Here is a 15,556-nt window from a genome sequence, read left to right on the forward strand (position 1 = left end):
GAAACCACTGCTCATAGTTCTCTCGTCCCCATAAGAAGAATTGGATTTAGTTAAAAGTGCCTAAACAAAGGACAAAGGACAAGTGACAAATTATGCACCACGCTTCTATTCGGACTGCGAATATTCATCGAGCGATCGCTTTCTACGAACATTTAGGATTTACAATTTCGGAACGCTTTACTACAGGCTACACGCTAGCTTGCTGGATGGAAGGATTGGGCGGCAGAATTGAACTGATCCAAATTCCTGAGCCAAAGCCAGCCCCAGATGCCTTTGCTGACGAGCATTATGTGGGGTATTATCATCTCTCGTTCGATTTAACTGAGATTACACCAGATTTACCTAGCTGGTTGACTAATTTACAAGAACGTGTTTTAACTGCGGCGACTGAGAGTCAAACCGAAGAATTACAACCGTTAAAGGTACTTTTAGAACCGACACAACAGCAAATAGGCGATCGCATTTACGAAGTAGCTTTCATCGCTGATACTGATGGCTTACCTCTGGAATTCATTCGGGTTCTACCAAAATTGCCATAATTTAGCTTTTTTATTACCTTTATTGCTAATATATTGTTTTTCTGTATTGTTGCCGAGGTAACAGATTTTTTTGCCATATTTAACTATGGTCACTCACCAAAATAATTATGTAAATTAATTTACAGGTATATTTCCTAAGTACATGTATGGATTGTCTAGATTTTATAAATACTTCTTGCCGTTATTAATTTTAAGCTTATGGCTAGTAGCGGTTTTTTTGTTGAGCGATCAACCTGCTAATAGTCAACATACAGCCATATCTAACAAAGAAAAATCCCAGTCAACCTTGCTAGCAAAAAGAATAATGCCCTCAACACTGACAGAAAACGTCCATAAGACAGTGCTGGAGAATGGTCTAACTGTCCTAACAAAGGAAGTGCATACTGCGCCAGTGGTGACGGTGCAGGTGTGGTACAAGGTTGGCTCACGCAACGAAGAACCAGGGGTGAATGGCATTGCCCACCAATTGGAACACCTGATGTTTAAAGGCACGAAAAATCGTCCGATTCAATTTGGCCGTTTGTTTAGTGCTTTAGGTAGTGATTCCAATGCTTTCACCAGCTATGACCAAACTGCATATTACGGTACTGTGGAGCGTAACAAGCTAAAAGCGCTCTTAGTGCTGGAAGCAGATAGAATGCAAAATTCTCAGATTGAGCCAGAACAACTAGCGAGTGAAAAGCGAGTAGTAATTTCTGAGTTGCAAGGTTACGAAAATAGTCCAGAATATCGTCTCAATCGCGCTGTTATGCAGGCGGTGTTTCCTAATCATGCTTATGGGTTGCCTGTAGGTGGTACTAAAGCTGATGTCGATAAATTTGAAGTTGAGCAAGTACAAAAATATTACCGTAATTTTTACAGCCCCGATAATGCTGTCTTAGTGATTGTTGGAGATTTTCAAACTGCAAATACTCTCGAAACAATTAAAGAAGTATTTGGCAAACTACCAAGGAGGCAGGGGGCAGGGGGCAGGAAGCAGGAGGTAGAAGGCAGGAGGCAGGAGGTAGGAGTTATTTCTTCGTTATCTTCTTCATCTCCTATAGTGTTGCGAGAACCGGGAGCAGGGCGACTATTACAAGTTGTTTATCCGCTACCAGATGCAAATCAACCAGATGTGCCTGCATTGGATGTGATGGATTACATCTTTACAGAAGGACGGAATTCTAGACTTTATCAGGCATTGGTGGAATCAGGTTTAGCTAGTGAAGTTACAGCATCTGTTACCAGTTTGCGAGAATCTGGCTGGTATGAGGTTTTGGTGACGGCTGGATCTAAAAAAGATTTGAAAAAAATTGACTCAGTGTTGAGTCGCGCGATCGCAAATGTAGCAGAAAAAGGCGTGACAACTGAGGAAGTAGAACGAGCCAAAACCCAATTAACAGCAGATGTGATTTTAAGTAACCGTGATATCACCTCTCAAGCAATGCGATTGGGCAATGATGAGACAACTGTTGGTGATTATAGCTACACTGACCGCTATTTGGCTGCCGTTCGTCTGGTGAAGCCGACGGATGTTGTCGCTGTTATTAACAAATACCTTACTAAAGAAGCTCGGACAGTAGGCTTTTTTGAACCAACTCAAAAGCAGATAGCAGGGGTTGGGGATAAACCAGACTCAGCCCAAACTACAGAAAATTTCTCTCCTGGCGTGCCTGTGCTTCCTTCTGAGGTGGTGAAATACTTACCGCCTGTGGATTTGGCTACAGATGCGATTGCTCAAGTTTTACCACAGGAATATAAACTTACCAACGGGCTGCGGATATTACTGTTACCTGATAATAGTACTCCCACCGTTACTTTAAGCGGCTATATTCAAGCCGGGACAGAATTTGATCCAGAAGATCGGGCAGGACTGGCTGCTTTTGTAGCAGATAATTTGCTAAATGGTACTAAGAGTAAAGATGTCTTAACTATTGCCAAAATATTGGCAGAACGAGGGGCGAGTCTAAACTTTGAAGTCCATCGTGAAGGGGTGCATATCGAGGGTGATAGTTTAGCAGGGGATTTGCCAATAATTGTGGAGATATTGGCAGATGTTGTTAAAAATAGTACCTTTCCCGCACAAGAATTGGAATTACATCGCCAACAAACTTTAACCGATTTGCAACTGGAATTAGATGAGCCAGCAGAAGTAGCCAGAAGAATATTTGTGCAGTCAATTTACCCGAAAAAACATCCTCTACATACTTTTCCCACAGAGGAGAGTTTGCAGCAGATTCAACGCCAGGATGTGATCGATTTCAAAGCTAAACATTATCGTCCAGATACGACAGTATTGGCGCTGGTGGGAGATTTTGATATAGACAAAGTGCGATCGCTCATTAAAAATGAGTTTGGTAACTGGGAAGTTAGCGGCCAAGCACCCACATTAAAATATCCTCCGGTATCAATGCCGGAGAAAATAGTGAGTGTCAACCCAGTTTTACCAGGTAAAGCCCAAGCTGTGACATATATGGGTTACACAGGTATTAAGCGTTATGATCCTCGGTTTCACGCAGCCTTAGTATTGAACCAGATTTTGGGAGGCGATACTTTATCTAGTAGACTTGGTGCAGAAGTACGCGATCGCCAAGGTTTGAGCTATGGAATTTATAGCTACTTCCAAGCTGGGAAGAATGCAGGCACATTTTTGATAGAAATGCAAACTAGTCCAGAAGATACTAGTCAAGCGATCGCTAGTACTCGCCAAATACTACAGCAAATCCATCAACAAGGTGTCACTGCGCTAGAAGTAGAAACAGCTAAACGCACCCTCATCAGCAACTACAACGTTTCCCTGGCCAACCCAGAAGAATTAACAGATAGAATTCTGATGAATGAGGTGTATGGACTAGATAAAGTCGAATTGCACACCTTTACTGACAAACTCCAGAAAGTCACCTTTGAGCAAGTTAATCAAGCGGCTCGTGAATTACTCCACCCAGATCAAATCGTAGTGGTTACTGCTGGGCCATCTGTGTTAGCAGAGAAAAGCATTAGGTAGAGATGGGCGCTGGGCATGGATAATAAAGAATAGGTAAAGCGGTTTTTCCCGCTACCTATAAATTGTTCCTGCTCATCAGCATTGCCTTTTGAGAACTACCAATGAAAATTTACAACCATTTATACCAAATTTTAATTACATCTCTGGCTTTTTCAAATATTGCTTGGGTGCAAATATTACGGCAGAGCTACGTAATATTAGCGTTGCTCCTGAGCTTAAATTTAATCACTGCGACTCCAGCAATGGCGGCAAATTTATCTGGTGATTTGCTTAAGCAACCAGCTACAGAAATTACAATTAGCTTAGGTAATTCGGCTAACGAACTCAAATTTGAGCCAAATCATCTGGAATTCGAGGCTGGCAAACGCTATCAACTTCGCCTTACCAATCCCAGCCAACTGAAGCACTATTTTACTGCTAAAGACTTTGCCGATGGCATCTGGACACAAAAAGTCCAAGCAGGCAAAGTAGAAATTAAAGGAGCTATTCACGAACTGGAACTCAAGCCGGGTGCTGAGGCAGAATGGGTATTTGTACCCTTAAAATCTGGAACTTATGGCTTACGTTGTTCAATACCAGGACATACGGAAGCAGGTATGACTGGAGAAATTGCCATTACTAATTAAAAATTATTCGACTCAGTATTTAATAGCCCTCTAGTGTTTCAATTAAAGATAATTGAGCTAAATCCTATAGTGGGGAGCAAAAATAAGTTAGGGCGATTTTGTTTGAAGTCTAAAATATCATGAGTAAGTGAATATGTTATTCTGTATACATTAGTGACTAAACTGCAATAATCCCGATCGTGGATTGAAATAACTTAAATTATAGATATTATTTCTCAATTAATCTTGAGAAAGCATTCATACTTCATCGGCAAAGCCACCAGTAATTATTAGTTTCCCATGAACATTTTCAGTAACTTACTTTCTCAAACAACTCAGCCTGCAACATCAAAAAAAAAGGGACGAGGAATTGAAATTAAATCGTCGCGTGAAATTGAAATCATGCGACAATCATCGGCAATTGTGGCAACTGTGTTAAAAGAAATTTCCGAGCTAGTAAAGCCAGGAATGACAACGGCTGATTTAGATGCTCACGCAGAAAAACGCATCCGCGAAATGGGAGCAACACCGAGTTTTAAAGGATATCACGGTTTTCCTGGTTCTATCTGCTCCAGCATTAATAATGAAGCGGTGCATGGCATTCCTAGCCCTAAAAAAGTGATTCGTGTGGGGGATGTATTAAAAGTAGATACTGGCGCTTATTACCAAGGCTTTCATGGTGATTCTTGCATTTCAATTGCTGTCGGTGAAGTGACAGAAGAAGCTGCTAAATTAATTCGCGTAGCAGAAGAAGCTTTATTTAAGGGCATTGAACAAGTAAAGGCTGGTGTATACCTGCTTGACTTGGCTGGAGCAATTGAAGACCATGTGAAAGCGAACGGCTTTAGTATAGTCGAAGAATTTACTGGACACGGCGTTGGTCGTAACTTGCACGAAGAACCTTCAGTATTCAACTACCGTACCCGCGAGATGCCAAATGTTAAACTCCGTGCGGGGATGACGCTGGCAATTGAGCCAATTTTAAATGCGGGTTCTAGACACACCCGGACATTATCTGACCGTTGGACAGCAGTCACTGTGGATAATTCTTTGTCGGCTCAGTTTGAGCATACAGTGTTAGTTACAGACACTGGCTATGAGATTTTGACTGACCGTTCTAAGGTGTAATTGTTAGTTGTAATTATCTGTTGTTAAGAGAGTCGAAGCAATTCTGTAACCTTTAAATGATAAAAAGCATAAGGGAGATAAGGAAAAAATTTCTACCTTATCTCCTCAATGCTTGAAAATTTTAAAGGGGTTGTCTAATTCTTGCTTACCTATTCAATATTAATAATTAGACATTTACCTATAAGCATATCTTTGAGGATTACTAAATATTCACTAAATGAAATATATACTGTTTCGTCTGTTAGAGCATTTGTTTGAGGAAATGGTAGAGTGTAAATATTAGATGGAGAGTGATGTAATGAATGTTCTAAACAATGGTTATGGGTGATAAATAGAAAGAATCTTTCTAAAATACCAGAAGATTTCAAGTTTCTGGTTTTTAAACTACGCTCTTTTAAATTACCTTCTATAATAAGGTTTCCATGTTCTATGAGTTCACAATGATGAACCACAAAAGATCCCATCCAACAGGTCATAAGATAAGAGATTAAAATTTGACTTGTAGTTACTCCTAATATTACGTGCGAAGTGTAACCAATCCCACCCCAAATAAAAATCCGCATCCAAATAGAAATTATTAGTTTCTTAAAGCAGTACTGCTGTTTAAGTTTTTTGTGCTTCAATATTTGGAAGTCTGCCACAATAAAAACAAATATTTTCCCTAAACATATTTCCAAAAAGTTATAAATAATTCGCAATAATTTATTCTTAATCTCTCCTAAGGGATGAAACTCCATATCGTTGTAAGTATTCACTTGAGTATGATGAGAAGGATGTACTATATCAAAGGTTTGCGGCTCGATAAAAATCAGCCAAGATAATATTAAATAAAAAAACTTATTGTCGATGCCAGGTAAATATTCATGCCAACATTCATGCATAAACTGTGCTAGTAAACATAGAATATAAACTCCTGGAAAAAACATAAAAAAGATTGAAAAAATATTTATTGAAGCATAAACATAAGGCAACAAAAATAGATATACCACCCAAGCCACTAAAGTAGTAAAAATTTTTACAGCTTGTTTATTCACTAATTTAGTATTAGCAATAATTGCCATATTTATTTCCTCGTAATAACAGGTTTAAAAAGAATTTACACTTTTTTAAAAGCCTTTTCAGCTTTCATCGTTCATTAGATAGTAACTATAAAATCTACAAATATACTATCTAAATTCAACAATATTTCACAATTATTAGACATAATACTGAATACTTCAGCTAGAAAATATAAGTTTTAATCTTTACACTATCTAAATTTTTATAGACATAATACTTGGTGAATATTAAACCTGTCTTATAAAATAGCGAATTATCTTTGAAAACTCTGCGTAGCTAACCTGCCAATACTTTTCGAATAAGTACCACCAGTCTTGAAATATAGGGCTGAAATCCCTGAAACTTTATGAGTAAAAGTCACTACAAAACCTTAAACGGAAGGTATGTAGAAGGCGAAGTGCCTATCCATTTACTTTGCGTCCTTCGGCTTTTAAAAACACTACTATTTTACGCAAAGCTGTACTAATGAATACAGACCAATACGGTTAAGTTAGCGCCAAAAATCTTAAACTGCGTAGGTTGATTTGAGGAACGAAACCCAACATTTTCGCTAGTTTGTTGGGTTTCACTTCGTTCAAAACAACCTACAATTATCCGTAACTGAACCATGTTGGAATATAGACGGGAAGTTTAGTTTTGTATTATTTGACTGATAGCGGTATAGTTAGTTTTATAAATAGGAAGTGTTTCTTTAGCCTGTACAGAGACAGATGTACTCTCTGGAATAGCTTGTAATAAATTTATTGCTTGCACCCATTTATTTTTTGCTCGCTGCTTAATTAGTGGCGAATGAGGTGAACTATTTACAAAAAGATTAGCTTCTATTGCTAGTTTTTGGGCTGATTCTAAGTTTGCTAAGGCTTGCTTTTCTACTAAGATTCTTTGACTGATAGATTTATAGTTAATCTGATAGTAAGCTAATTTCTTCTTTGCCCTGTCATAAACGGATGTTTGATGAGGAATACTATCTAATAAGATTATTGCCTGATGCCATTTAGTTTCTGCTTGTTGCCAGACTTTTAGAGGATGCGGTGGTTTTTGAACTAGAGAAGCAGCCTCCATACCGAATTTTTGAGCAGATTTAAACTTAGCATTTGCACTTTCTTCTTGAGTTAAACTTAGATTCATCTCCTGCCATTGGAGACTTTGTTCTTTAATTTTCCAGCTACTAAAACCCAAGATTAATAAACTTGAGACTATGATCAAAACCGAACTTACTATCTTGGGTGTCGAAAACTTTGGTAATATTTGTATATGCTGGCTAATAGTTTCTTTATTATGATTTTCTTGTTCTATGTTTTTTAGGGCTTGTTCTGCCTGTTCCCTTAAAGTGTCACCCTGAATAATTAAAACAGCAATTTGTTCTTGGAGATGATCACAATCATTAAGAATATCGGTCAATTCTTGAAATTTACTGTCACTCGATATAATTAATTCGTGGTCATCATCTAACCATTCTAAGGCAAAGCCAGATTTCCCACAAAAAGCAGACACTCCTAATAAAATATTTAATAAGCTACGACTATTTTTAATAGTATTAAAAACATAATTTAATTCCTGTCTTAATTGTAATAATTCATTTTGATAATTATTAATTTTTTGAATTTGATTTTCTAAAATATGAGATTTTTCAAAGACTAAGTTAATTTTTAAATTTTCAGAAATTATCTGAAATTGTGCAAATAAGCTGAGATGATTAATATCAGAATTTAGTTGATTCACTAAGCTATCATCACTGAGAATATCAGCAGCTATTGCTTGCAAAAAATAACCCCATTCTATCCAGTCCTCGATTTTGGATTGTAAATCAGTTAATGAGATTTTAGTTTTTGAATGTCCAAATTTGTCTGCGATCGCTGGATCTACTAATCCAACACTAGGTAGAAACAAACTAGCTACAGTATCTATTCGAGGAAGTGTAGCGATCGCAGAATTTTTGACGTTCTCCAATCTCAATTCCTGAGCAATTAATTTTTTAATATTTCGTAGTTGTTCTTGAGCATTATTGATCGAGATAATTTGTTCCATGATTTTATTAGAATCGCCAATAGTCAGTTTTAGATTCTGAATTAGTGTTGGCAATTCGCTAACAAGTATTTCTAGGTTAGCCATAAATACCTCTTAGGGATTTGTCGAAAGTTTATGCGAAACAATTAAAATAGCTGGAGTCAGAACATAACCACACATCTAAGCATCCTAGTTGAGTGACAAATCTTAGGATCTATAAAATGTATAATTCCCGTAAATCCTGGTAAAGTAACAATTTCAGTTTAAAAATCCCAGAGAAAGACAAAATTACCCATTCACTAACCTATGAATGAAGTTGATTTAGCATTTACCCCAGCACTAGAGTTGGCGCAATTAATTCGTCGCCGGGAAGTATCTCCCCTAGAGTTGGTAGAAATATATTTAGAACGGATTGAGCAATTAAATCCCCAATTAGGAAGTTATTTTACGGTGACAGCAGAATTAGCGATCGCAGATGCCAAAGCCAAAACAGAATTATTGACAACTACCTCAGAACTACCGCCATTTTTTGGCGTGCCGATTTCCATTAAAGACCTCAACGCTGTAGCTGATGTTACCTGTACTTATGGAAATCCAGTGTTACTGAACAATATACCTAACTATGATGATGGAGTTGTAACGCGGATTAAGCAAGCCGGGTTTACTATTCTTGGTAAAACAGCCACTTCTGAACTAGGTTCATTCCCTTACAGCGAACCCACGGGTTTTCCTCCAGCGAGAAATCCGTGGAATTTAGAATATACCCCAGGCGGTTCTAGTGGTGGCGCGGCGGCGGCGGTAGCAGCAGGATTGTGTGCGATCGCTCAAGGTTCTGATGGCGGTGGTTCAATTCGTGGCCCTGCGGCTTGTTGTGGTTTGGTGGGACTTAAACCATCCAGGGGCAGAGTGAGTAAAGCACCCGTAGGCGAACGCCTCGCTGGAATTGCCGTCAACGGCCCCATCGCCCGGACTGTGGCTGATGCTGCTGCCCTTTTAGATACTATATCTGGCTATGTTACAGGCGATCCTTACTGGTTGCCAGATCCCGAACCATCATTTCTCGCTGCTACTCAGACAAAATTGGGTGCTTTGCGAATTGCTTTTGACACTAATATTTCTCCTTTGGGAGAAGCTGATGCTAACTGTCAGCAAGGTGTCTGTCAAACAGTCCAGTTATTAGAACAACTCGGCCACCATGTTGAACAGAAATCCCCAGATTTTAGCGGTTTAGTTGAACCATTTCAAATCGTTTGGCAAGCTGGGGTAGCTGCGTCAGGACTTCCTGTTGAAGCCATGCAACCATTAAATCGTTGGCTATTTGCACGCACAGGTTCTGTTGCTGACTATCTCAAAGCAGTTTCCCAAATGCAGATTGTGGCACGACAGATTGTAGCCTTTTTCGATACTGTGGATGTGCTGGTATTGCCAGTTTATCTCCATTCACCTATCCGCGTTGGGGAATGGGCTTCGCTGAGTCCAGAAGAGACATTCCAAAATATTATTGAGTGGATTGCCCCTTGTCCACCTGCGAATGCAACTGGACAACCTGCGATCGCAATTCCTGTCGGTTTTGATAGTAATGGTTTACCCATAAGTGTGCAACTAATTGGTAAACCTGCGGCTGAAGCTACCCTCATCAACCTAGCAGCACAATTAGAAGCAGCGAACCCTTGGATTCATCATCGTCCAGCCTTTGCGATATCAGGCTAATCATGCAGGCATCCCTGGAACAACTTTCGCAAATTATTGTGTTTGCAGGTTTAGAAACAGCAGACAAAGTAAATTTGCAACCTCACACTCAGGTGCAACGCCATCGCAAAGGAGAGATTATTCTCCATGAGGGTGATGTCTTACCAACAAAACTCTATGCTGTTGCCAGTGGAGCAATTCAAGTTACCAAAATAGCAATGACGGGGAAAGAAACGATTCTCCGCACCTTAACGGCTGGGGAAATTTTTGCGGCTCCTGCTTTATTAGGCAATGGAATTTCCCCAGCAACCGTAACTGCTGAATCTGATTGTGAAATTCTCACTATAGAAAGAGATGCTTTATTAAAAGCGATTGGACAAAACCCTGAGATTGCATTACGAATGCTGATGGTGTTTAACAGTCGGATTCAGCAATTGCATGAAACAGTCCACGGATTAGTTTCTGAAAGAGCTATTGTTCGCCTTGCCAGATTAATTCAATATTTTGCTGCCGAATCAGGAACTGAATTAAATCCACAAGGCGAGTCTTTAAAAGTCAAATTGTCTTATTATCGCATGGCTCGCAGCAGTGGCATTACTTACGAAGAATGTGTGCGGTTAATTAAAAGTCTCAAGTCAGTAATTGACTATCGTCGTGGTGGGACGATTATCATACTCGATCCTAAGAAATTAGATGCGATCGCTTCTGGAAATATAGATCATTGAAGAAGAATTCAGGAGTCAGAATCAAGACGCTCGTAGAGAAGCCATGCCGTTGGCGCAGCCTCTCGTAGAGAAGGCTTTACCTGCGCTATCCGCTTTTTCGTTCAGAAGTCAGAATGAATTCTGAATTCTGTTCGATAACATTTGTTACAAGTTTCCAGAGATCCAGGACTTACACAAAAAATAGCCCAAACCTTTATTCTCTGGTAGGGGCAATTCATGTAGACGCGAAGCAGCTTCCCGCGTGTAGTTTTGCGTAAGTTCTAAGATCGAAAAAGGTAACATTTTGATGTATTGCCTTTTTCCATAAGGGATTTACAACAGAATTTAAGAGTCATAATTGAGAATGGGCTACGCAAAACGGAAGTAAAACACGCTTTATTCCTGGCTTTGAAACTTAGCTTGTATACAATACCCAACTTGAAAACTGCTGTACGTACCCCGCAACCCGAAAAATTTAACGTCTACAACGACTCTAAATAGCTCAAAAGATCGGCCATTTCTTGGCTGCTAGGCTGGAATTTTGGCATTGGCGGGGTTTCGCCACTGATTACCTGGTGAATCAATCCATATTGAGACTTATGCTTGGAAACAGCTTGCAAACTCGGCCCTACTCGCCCGTCTGCTTCCAAACCATGACAACCAGCACAGTTAATTTGAAAGATCGCGTGTCCTTGAACTGGGTTTCCTGTTAGAGATAAAACACTCTTGACATAAGGATCGGAGGCTTGAACCAACTGAACACCAAAAAAGCCCAAAGGGACTGATAGCAGTATGGCCAGCGTCAATAAAACGATGCGCTGAATCAAAATTTCAGGTTTGGTAATCTGGTTATCCAAAAGGTTTGCGGTGAAAGTCTAGGTGTGCTAAAAAGTTTTCTTTTCCTACACATAGCTTAAAAGTTCTTGATCGTGTCTGCAAGCACAGAAGACTATTTTTTTCTGAGCAGTTGCCCTTCAAAAAGTCTATAGGACGCAGGATTCATACTAAATTTGGTAAAATCAAAAACAGGCAACGAATATTTAATCATTACAAAGAGGAGATTTCCAGTGGTTGAACCCCTGCTATCAGGTATTGTCCTTGGTCTAGTTTTCGTCACCCTCGCCGGACTGTTTTACGCTGCCTATAAGCAATACAAGCGCCCCAATCAGTTGGGCGGTTGAGGCAGTTTTGTTAGCTGTAGCGGGGCATTTAGCCTGTGCTGTTAGCGGATAGCTAAGGTTTAGCCCGTGCTGAGTAGGGGAGACAAGGGGACTAAGGAGGACAAAGAAGCAATTTTTCTCCCCTCTCTCCCTTATATTTTTCACTCCCTTCTCATCTCATTGCACAATTCTGTAGAAAGTAAGTGATGTGTTGCCGTAAACCTTCTCGCGGCAAATTTCCCAAGAGGGAATCTCTGGCGGTGTCCAACCTTGTGAGGCGTGTTCAACTGCGATTTCGCCACTAGGATCTAAAAGTTGATAGTGAGCGATCGCTTCTAATACTGGTTGGAACAATCCACTGGCATAAGGTGGATCAAAGTAAATTCTATCGAATTGCTTGCCTGATAAAGTCTTTAACTGCTGCGTAATATCTCCCCGCAATACCCGAAATTCTTGCTCGTCGGCATTAGCTACCTGCTGCCAATTTTGTTGGATGGTGGCACAGGCTCGGCTCGATTGTTCAATTCCCACTGCTAGGCTGGCTCCTCTACACAAAGCCTCTGCGCCCATTGAACCAGTACCGGCGCACAAATCTAGCCAGCGACAACCTGCAATTTCTCCCTGCCAAATATTAAAGACTGCCTCCCTTACCCGCGCACTGGTAGGTCTCGTTTCTTTCCCTGGTAAAGTTTTTAGCTGGCGATTCCCGTAAATTCTCAGGCTCATTGGTTATTAGTCATTGGTCATTAGTCATTAGTCACTTGTAATGAGCGTAGTCGAAGTATTAGTCATTAATTTTAGACAAAGGACAAAGAACAAATGACAAAAATAGATTAGGCAGGAATTTTTTCACGGACTTGAGCAACAAAATTAGACAAGATTTGCAATCCAATATTAGAGGATTTTTCGGGGTGAAATTGAACTGCCATCAGATTTTCGTGAGCGATCGCAGCTGTGACGGTTTGAGTACCGTGGGTGATGGTTGCTGCACGGATTAGCGGGTCTATTGGGTCAACATAGTAAGAATGGACAAAATATACCCAAGGATCGGACGGCAAATGCTCCCACAAAATACTTTTTGCCTGAGTCATTTCCAGCTGATTCCAACCCATGTGAGGAATAGTGATGTCAGGTTCTGGACGAAATCGGCGCACTTTTCCTTTGATAATTCCTAGTCCTGGTTGGGTACCTTCTGCACTTGATTCAAAGAGAATTTGCAATCCTAAACAAATTCCCAAAAAAGGTTTACCAGATGCGATCGCATCTTTAATAGGTTGTTCCAAACCACGCGCTCGCAGGTGTTGTACTGCTGGATCAAATGCTCCCACTCCCGGCAGAACTATTGCATCTGCCTGCTCTAATTCCTTTGGAGAATAAGTAACATTAGGAGTTGCCCCAGCTTTTTCCAACCCTTTACAGACTGAGTGCAAATTTCCCATCTCGTAGTCTACGACCGCAATTACTGGCATTTACCTGCTCCTTGTAAATTTATTAATGGAGGGTTTTTCTATTCTAAATAATATTTGTTATGAAGAAAAGAATTCTATTAACTTCTTTTGACATTTGCCTAAAATATCAACAGTCAAAATTCTTCTGATGATTTATTACTTGAAGTTACCAAACTCGATCTGATACCAGATGACTTAAATTTTTTACGCCAGTTACCCGTAGATGTCCAACTTGCCAATACTCAGGTAATGGAAAAAATCAATGCAATTCAACCCGAAGACATTATCTGTTGTGAGCAGGCTGCAATCCTTACACAATTAAGTGTGGAAGCATTTGCTAGCTGTGGAGAAATTAGAAGTTGATATAGAAAAATTAGTGGAGAAAGAAGCATCAATTTAGATTAGCCACGACTGCGGTCAATTTGTTTTTACTATTTAGGCTTGGACTACTTAGACCAAAATCAACTTACGATCCGTTGTCTTTTTACCCACGTCCCGGTTCTAAATCAAGAAAATTTGATGGGAGTTCTTGCAAATTTCGTATTAATTATTAACAAACTGGCACTTTCATCAAGTTGTTAATGTCTGTATGGTGAAAGAAATATCTAAGTATATGTTGCCATTGTTACTAATTTTCCCAATTGCTCAATCAACTCCTATCACACCACCACCTGAAGAAGTTGTACAAACACAAGAAGTACGTGCTTTACCAGGTCAATTGGATACAGTGCCAACTTTTAACAGTAATAGTCCAGAATTGGTGTTGAAAGAAGGAATTTTACTCTCCACTTTTCCACCAGATGGCAAAAAAGTGCCAACAGCGCATTTAAATTTTCCCTTTCGGGGACGATTTGATATTTTTGCCCATCACGTTGCTAGGGCTGAACCATCAGAGAATTTGAGATCGCTCTATTTAGGGATAATTTTGCACAACCCTAGTTCGGAAGCAGTAAAGGTAAATATTTGGCAGGCGGCGAGTTATTTGAGTCAACCGGATGCACCATTTATTCAATTACCATCTTTTAGCCAAAATCCTTTAGGGACAATTTTTGCTGGCCCAGGCGATCGCGTCATGTCTGATGTGCTGCGGGGACGACGACAAGAGATTTTCCCTGCCCAAATTGAGATTCCAGCAAAGCAAAGTCGGATGTTACTAAATTTACCAATCCCTGTACAGGGATTGACACCACCTCTGAATGGTCGGTCGACATTGCTCCGATTGCAAAGTAATGGCACTGTCTATGCAGCTAGCCTAGCGATGTTTGCACGGGTGAATTCTGATGGCAGCGAGCGATCGCCTACTTTAGAAGAGTGGCAGAATTTACTAGATAATGGTGATTTAGCTGGGCCACGAGATAAAGCACCCACTCCCCTAGAGGAAACTGGTAAACCAAGAATTTATGGGCGTGTTGCTGGAGTAGCCGGTGGTTCAAGATGGAGAGCCTTATTAGTAGATAATCCTAAAGCCAGGTATCTAACTATTCCCCAGCCTGGTCAAGTGTTTTCCTACGCCCTGAGTACCCTACATGGCGGTATGTTAGGAACTGGTCAAATTCAAAGTGCTACTATGCTGGTGCGCTATCCTGACACCGCATATCGCGCTCATGGCAACTATGGAATTCAATATAATCTCAAGTTGCCGTTATACAACAATACTCAAAGTCCTCAAACTGTAAGTGTGTCCATACAAACCCCACTGAAGGAGAATCAGTTAGTCAAACCGGGGTTACGCTTTCTGAGTACACCAGCCCGTGAAGTATTCTTCCGGGGGACAGTGCGGGTACGTTACAAAGATGAGCAAAATCAGCCGCAAACTAAGTTTGTACATTTAGTACAAAAGAGGGGTCAACCAGGGGAACCCTTAGTTTCATTAAATATGAAAGCTGGCGATCGCTCCTTAGTAGAAGTAGACTTTCTCTATCCACCAGATGCCACACCACCGCAAGTATTAACAGTGTCAACTCAGGCACAAAGTCGGTAATAAATGATGGGTAATTGGTATAGCTTTTCTCTAATTACCAATTACCTTGGCAATTTCTGGCAACTGTGACTCAATAATTTAGCCATCAAGCTTCTTTTAAACTAGATATAAGACATCACACAAGGTCATTACAGATGGTTGCAACTCCAAATTCTAGCTATATTTCTCCAGAAGACTATCTCAAAGGAGAGGTAGGGTCGAGGTGTGCATTACTGCATCACCCCTCCCATCCGAAACCGTGCGTGCGACTTTC

The 15,556-nt window shown here is 40.2% G+C and carries 13 protein-coding genes; 8 read left to right on the plus strand and 5 right to left on the minus strand.

Translation table 11 applies throughout. The annotated features are described in order from the left end of the window. Positions 1–92: 92 nt before the first annotated feature. The 4 genes from FD724_RS11120 (at position 93) to map (ending at position 5,255) form a co-directional block, all read left to right on the plus strand. Positions 93–539, plus strand: coding sequence for a VOC family protein (locus FD724_RS11120; RefSeq protein WP_114085269.1), 447 nt, complete (start codon positions 93–95; stop codon positions 537–539). A 142-nt stretch (positions 540–681) separates the two neighbouring features. Next, on the plus strand, positions 682–3,522 hold the full coding sequence (locus FD724_RS11125; protein ID WP_179072674.1) for a pitrilysin family protein: 2,841 nt from the start codon (positions 682–684) through the stop codon (positions 3,520–3,522). A gap of 101 nt (positions 3,523–3,623) precedes the next feature. Continuing rightward, positions 3,624–4,148, plus strand: coding sequence for a cupredoxin domain-containing protein (locus FD724_RS11130; protein ID WP_256874523.1), 525 nt, complete (start codon positions 3,624–3,626; stop codon positions 4,146–4,148). Positions 4,149–4,427: 279 nt separating this feature from the next. Beyond that, entirely contained in the window at positions 4,428–5,255 is an 828-nt protein-coding gene (gene map, locus FD724_RS11135; protein ID WP_094333161.1) for a type I methionyl aminopeptidase, read from the plus strand. A gap of 149 nt (positions 5,256–5,404) precedes the next feature. Here map and FD724_RS11140 read toward each other — a convergent pair whose 3' ends face one another. Next, on the minus strand, positions 5,405–6,316 hold the full coding sequence (locus FD724_RS11140) for a fatty acid desaturase (protein ID WP_179072675.1): 912 nt from the start codon (positions 6,314–6,316) through the stop codon (positions 5,405–5,407). A 628-nt stretch (positions 6,317–6,944) separates the two neighbouring features. Next, complete coding sequence (locus tag FD724_RS11145; protein ID WP_256874524.1) at positions 6,945–8,342, minus strand: hypothetical protein; 1,398 nt, start codon at positions 8,340–8,342, stop codon at positions 6,945–6,947. 285 nt (positions 8,343–8,627) lie between these two features. On the opposite strand from FD724_RS11145, the gene FD724_RS11150 reads away from it, so the two are divergent. Both FD724_RS11150 and FD724_RS11155 read left to right on the plus strand, forming a co-directional pair. Beyond that, on the plus strand, positions 8,628–10,031 hold the full coding sequence (locus tag FD724_RS11150; protein WP_179072677.1) for an amidase: 1,404 nt from the start codon (positions 8,628–8,630) through the stop codon (positions 10,029–10,031). Between the two features lie 2 nt (positions 10,032–10,033). Then, positions 10,034–10,735 (plus strand): Crp/Fnr family transcriptional regulator, encoded by a 702-nt coding sequence (locus tag FD724_RS11155; RefSeq protein ID WP_179072678.1) that lies wholly within the window; start codon positions 10,034–10,036, stop codon positions 10,733–10,735. Between the two features lie 461 nt (positions 10,736–11,196). Here FD724_RS11155 and FD724_RS11160 read toward each other — a convergent pair whose 3' ends face one another. Then, positions 11,197–11,571 carry a cytochrome c gene (locus FD724_RS11160; RefSeq protein WP_114085276.1) on the minus strand — a complete coding sequence of 125 codons (375 nt, stop codon included), beginning with the start codon at positions 11,569–11,571 and terminating at the stop codon, positions 11,197–11,199. 210 nt (positions 11,572–11,781) lie between these two features. Between FD724_RS11160 and petG the strand changes: the two genes are divergently transcribed. Further along, positions 11,782–11,895 (plus strand): cytochrome b6-f complex subunit V, encoded by a 114-nt coding sequence (petG, locus tag FD724_RS11165; RefSeq protein WP_063721252.1) that lies wholly within the window; start codon positions 11,782–11,784, stop codon positions 11,893–11,895. Positions 11,896–12,051: 156 nt separating this feature from the next. On the opposite strand, the gene rsmD is transcribed toward petG, so the two are convergent. Next, positions 12,052–12,600: a 16S rRNA (guanine(966)-N(2))-methyltransferase RsmD gene (gene rsmD, locus FD724_RS11170; protein ID WP_012411290.1), complete on the minus strand. Its 549-nt coding sequence runs from the start codon at positions 12,598–12,600 to the stop codon at positions 12,052–12,054. Between the two features lie 107 nt (positions 12,601–12,707). After that, positions 12,708–13,343 (minus strand): imidazole glycerol phosphate synthase subunit HisH, encoded by a 636-nt coding sequence (gene hisH / locus FD724_RS11175; RefSeq protein ID WP_012411289.1) that lies wholly within the window; start codon positions 13,341–13,343, stop codon positions 12,708–12,710. A 592-nt stretch (positions 13,344–13,935) separates the two neighbouring features. On the opposite strand from hisH, the gene FD724_RS11180 reads away from it, so the two are divergent. Further along, on the plus strand, positions 13,936–15,303 hold the full coding sequence (locus tag FD724_RS11180; protein ID WP_179072679.1) for a DUF3370 domain-containing protein: 1,368 nt from the start codon (positions 13,936–13,938) through the stop codon (positions 15,301–15,303). Positions 15,304–15,556: the final 253 nt, after the last annotated feature.

The sequence above is a fragment of the Nostoc sp. C057 genome, from assembly GCF_013393925.1.
Taxonomy (GTDB): domain Bacteria; phylum Cyanobacteriota; class Cyanobacteriia; order Cyanobacteriales; family Nostocaceae; genus Nostoc; species Nostoc muscorum_A.

What these genes read in the sequence shown, in the direction of transcription:
- FD724_RS11120 (WP_114085269.1), top strand. Translation starts at nt 93, where the DNA reads ATGCACCACGCTTCTATTCGGACTGCGAATATTCATCGAGCGATCGCT.
- FD724_RS11125 (WP_179072674.1), top strand. Translation starts at nt 682, where the DNA reads ATGTATGGATTGTCTAGATTTTATAAATACTTCTTGCCGTTATTAATT.
- FD724_RS11130 (WP_256874523.1), top strand. Translation starts at nt 3,624, where the DNA reads ATGAAAATTTACAACCATTTATACCAAATTTTAATTACATCTCTGGCT.
- map (WP_094333161.1), top strand. Translation starts at nt 4,428, where the DNA reads ATGAACATTTTCAGTAACTTACTTTCTCAAACAACTCAGCCTGCAACA.
- FD724_RS11140 (WP_179072675.1), bottom strand. Translation starts at nt 6,316, where the DNA reads ATGGCAATTATTGCTAATACTAAATTAGTGAATAAACAAGCTGTAAAA.
- FD724_RS11145 (WP_256874524.1), bottom strand. Translation starts at nt 8,342, where the DNA reads ATGGAACAAATTATCTCGATCAATAATGCTCAAGAACAACTACGAAAT.
- FD724_RS11150 (WP_179072677.1), top strand. Translation starts at nt 8,628, where the DNA reads ATGAATGAAGTTGATTTAGCATTTACCCCAGCACTAGAGTTGGCGCAA.
- FD724_RS11155 (WP_179072678.1), top strand. Translation starts at nt 10,034, where the DNA reads ATGCAGGCATCCCTGGAACAACTTTCGCAAATTATTGTGTTTGCAGGT.
- rsmD (WP_012411290.1), bottom strand. Translation starts at nt 12,600, where the DNA reads ATGAGCCTGAGAATTTACGGGAATCGCCAGCTAAAAACTTTACCAGGG.
- hisH (WP_012411289.1), bottom strand. Translation starts at nt 13,343, where the DNA reads ATGCCAGTAATTGCGGTCGTAGACTACGAGATGGGAAATTTGCACTCA.
- FD724_RS11180 (WP_179072679.1), top strand. Translation starts at nt 13,936, where the DNA reads ATGTTGCCATTGTTACTAATTTTCCCAATTGCTCAATCAACTCCTATC.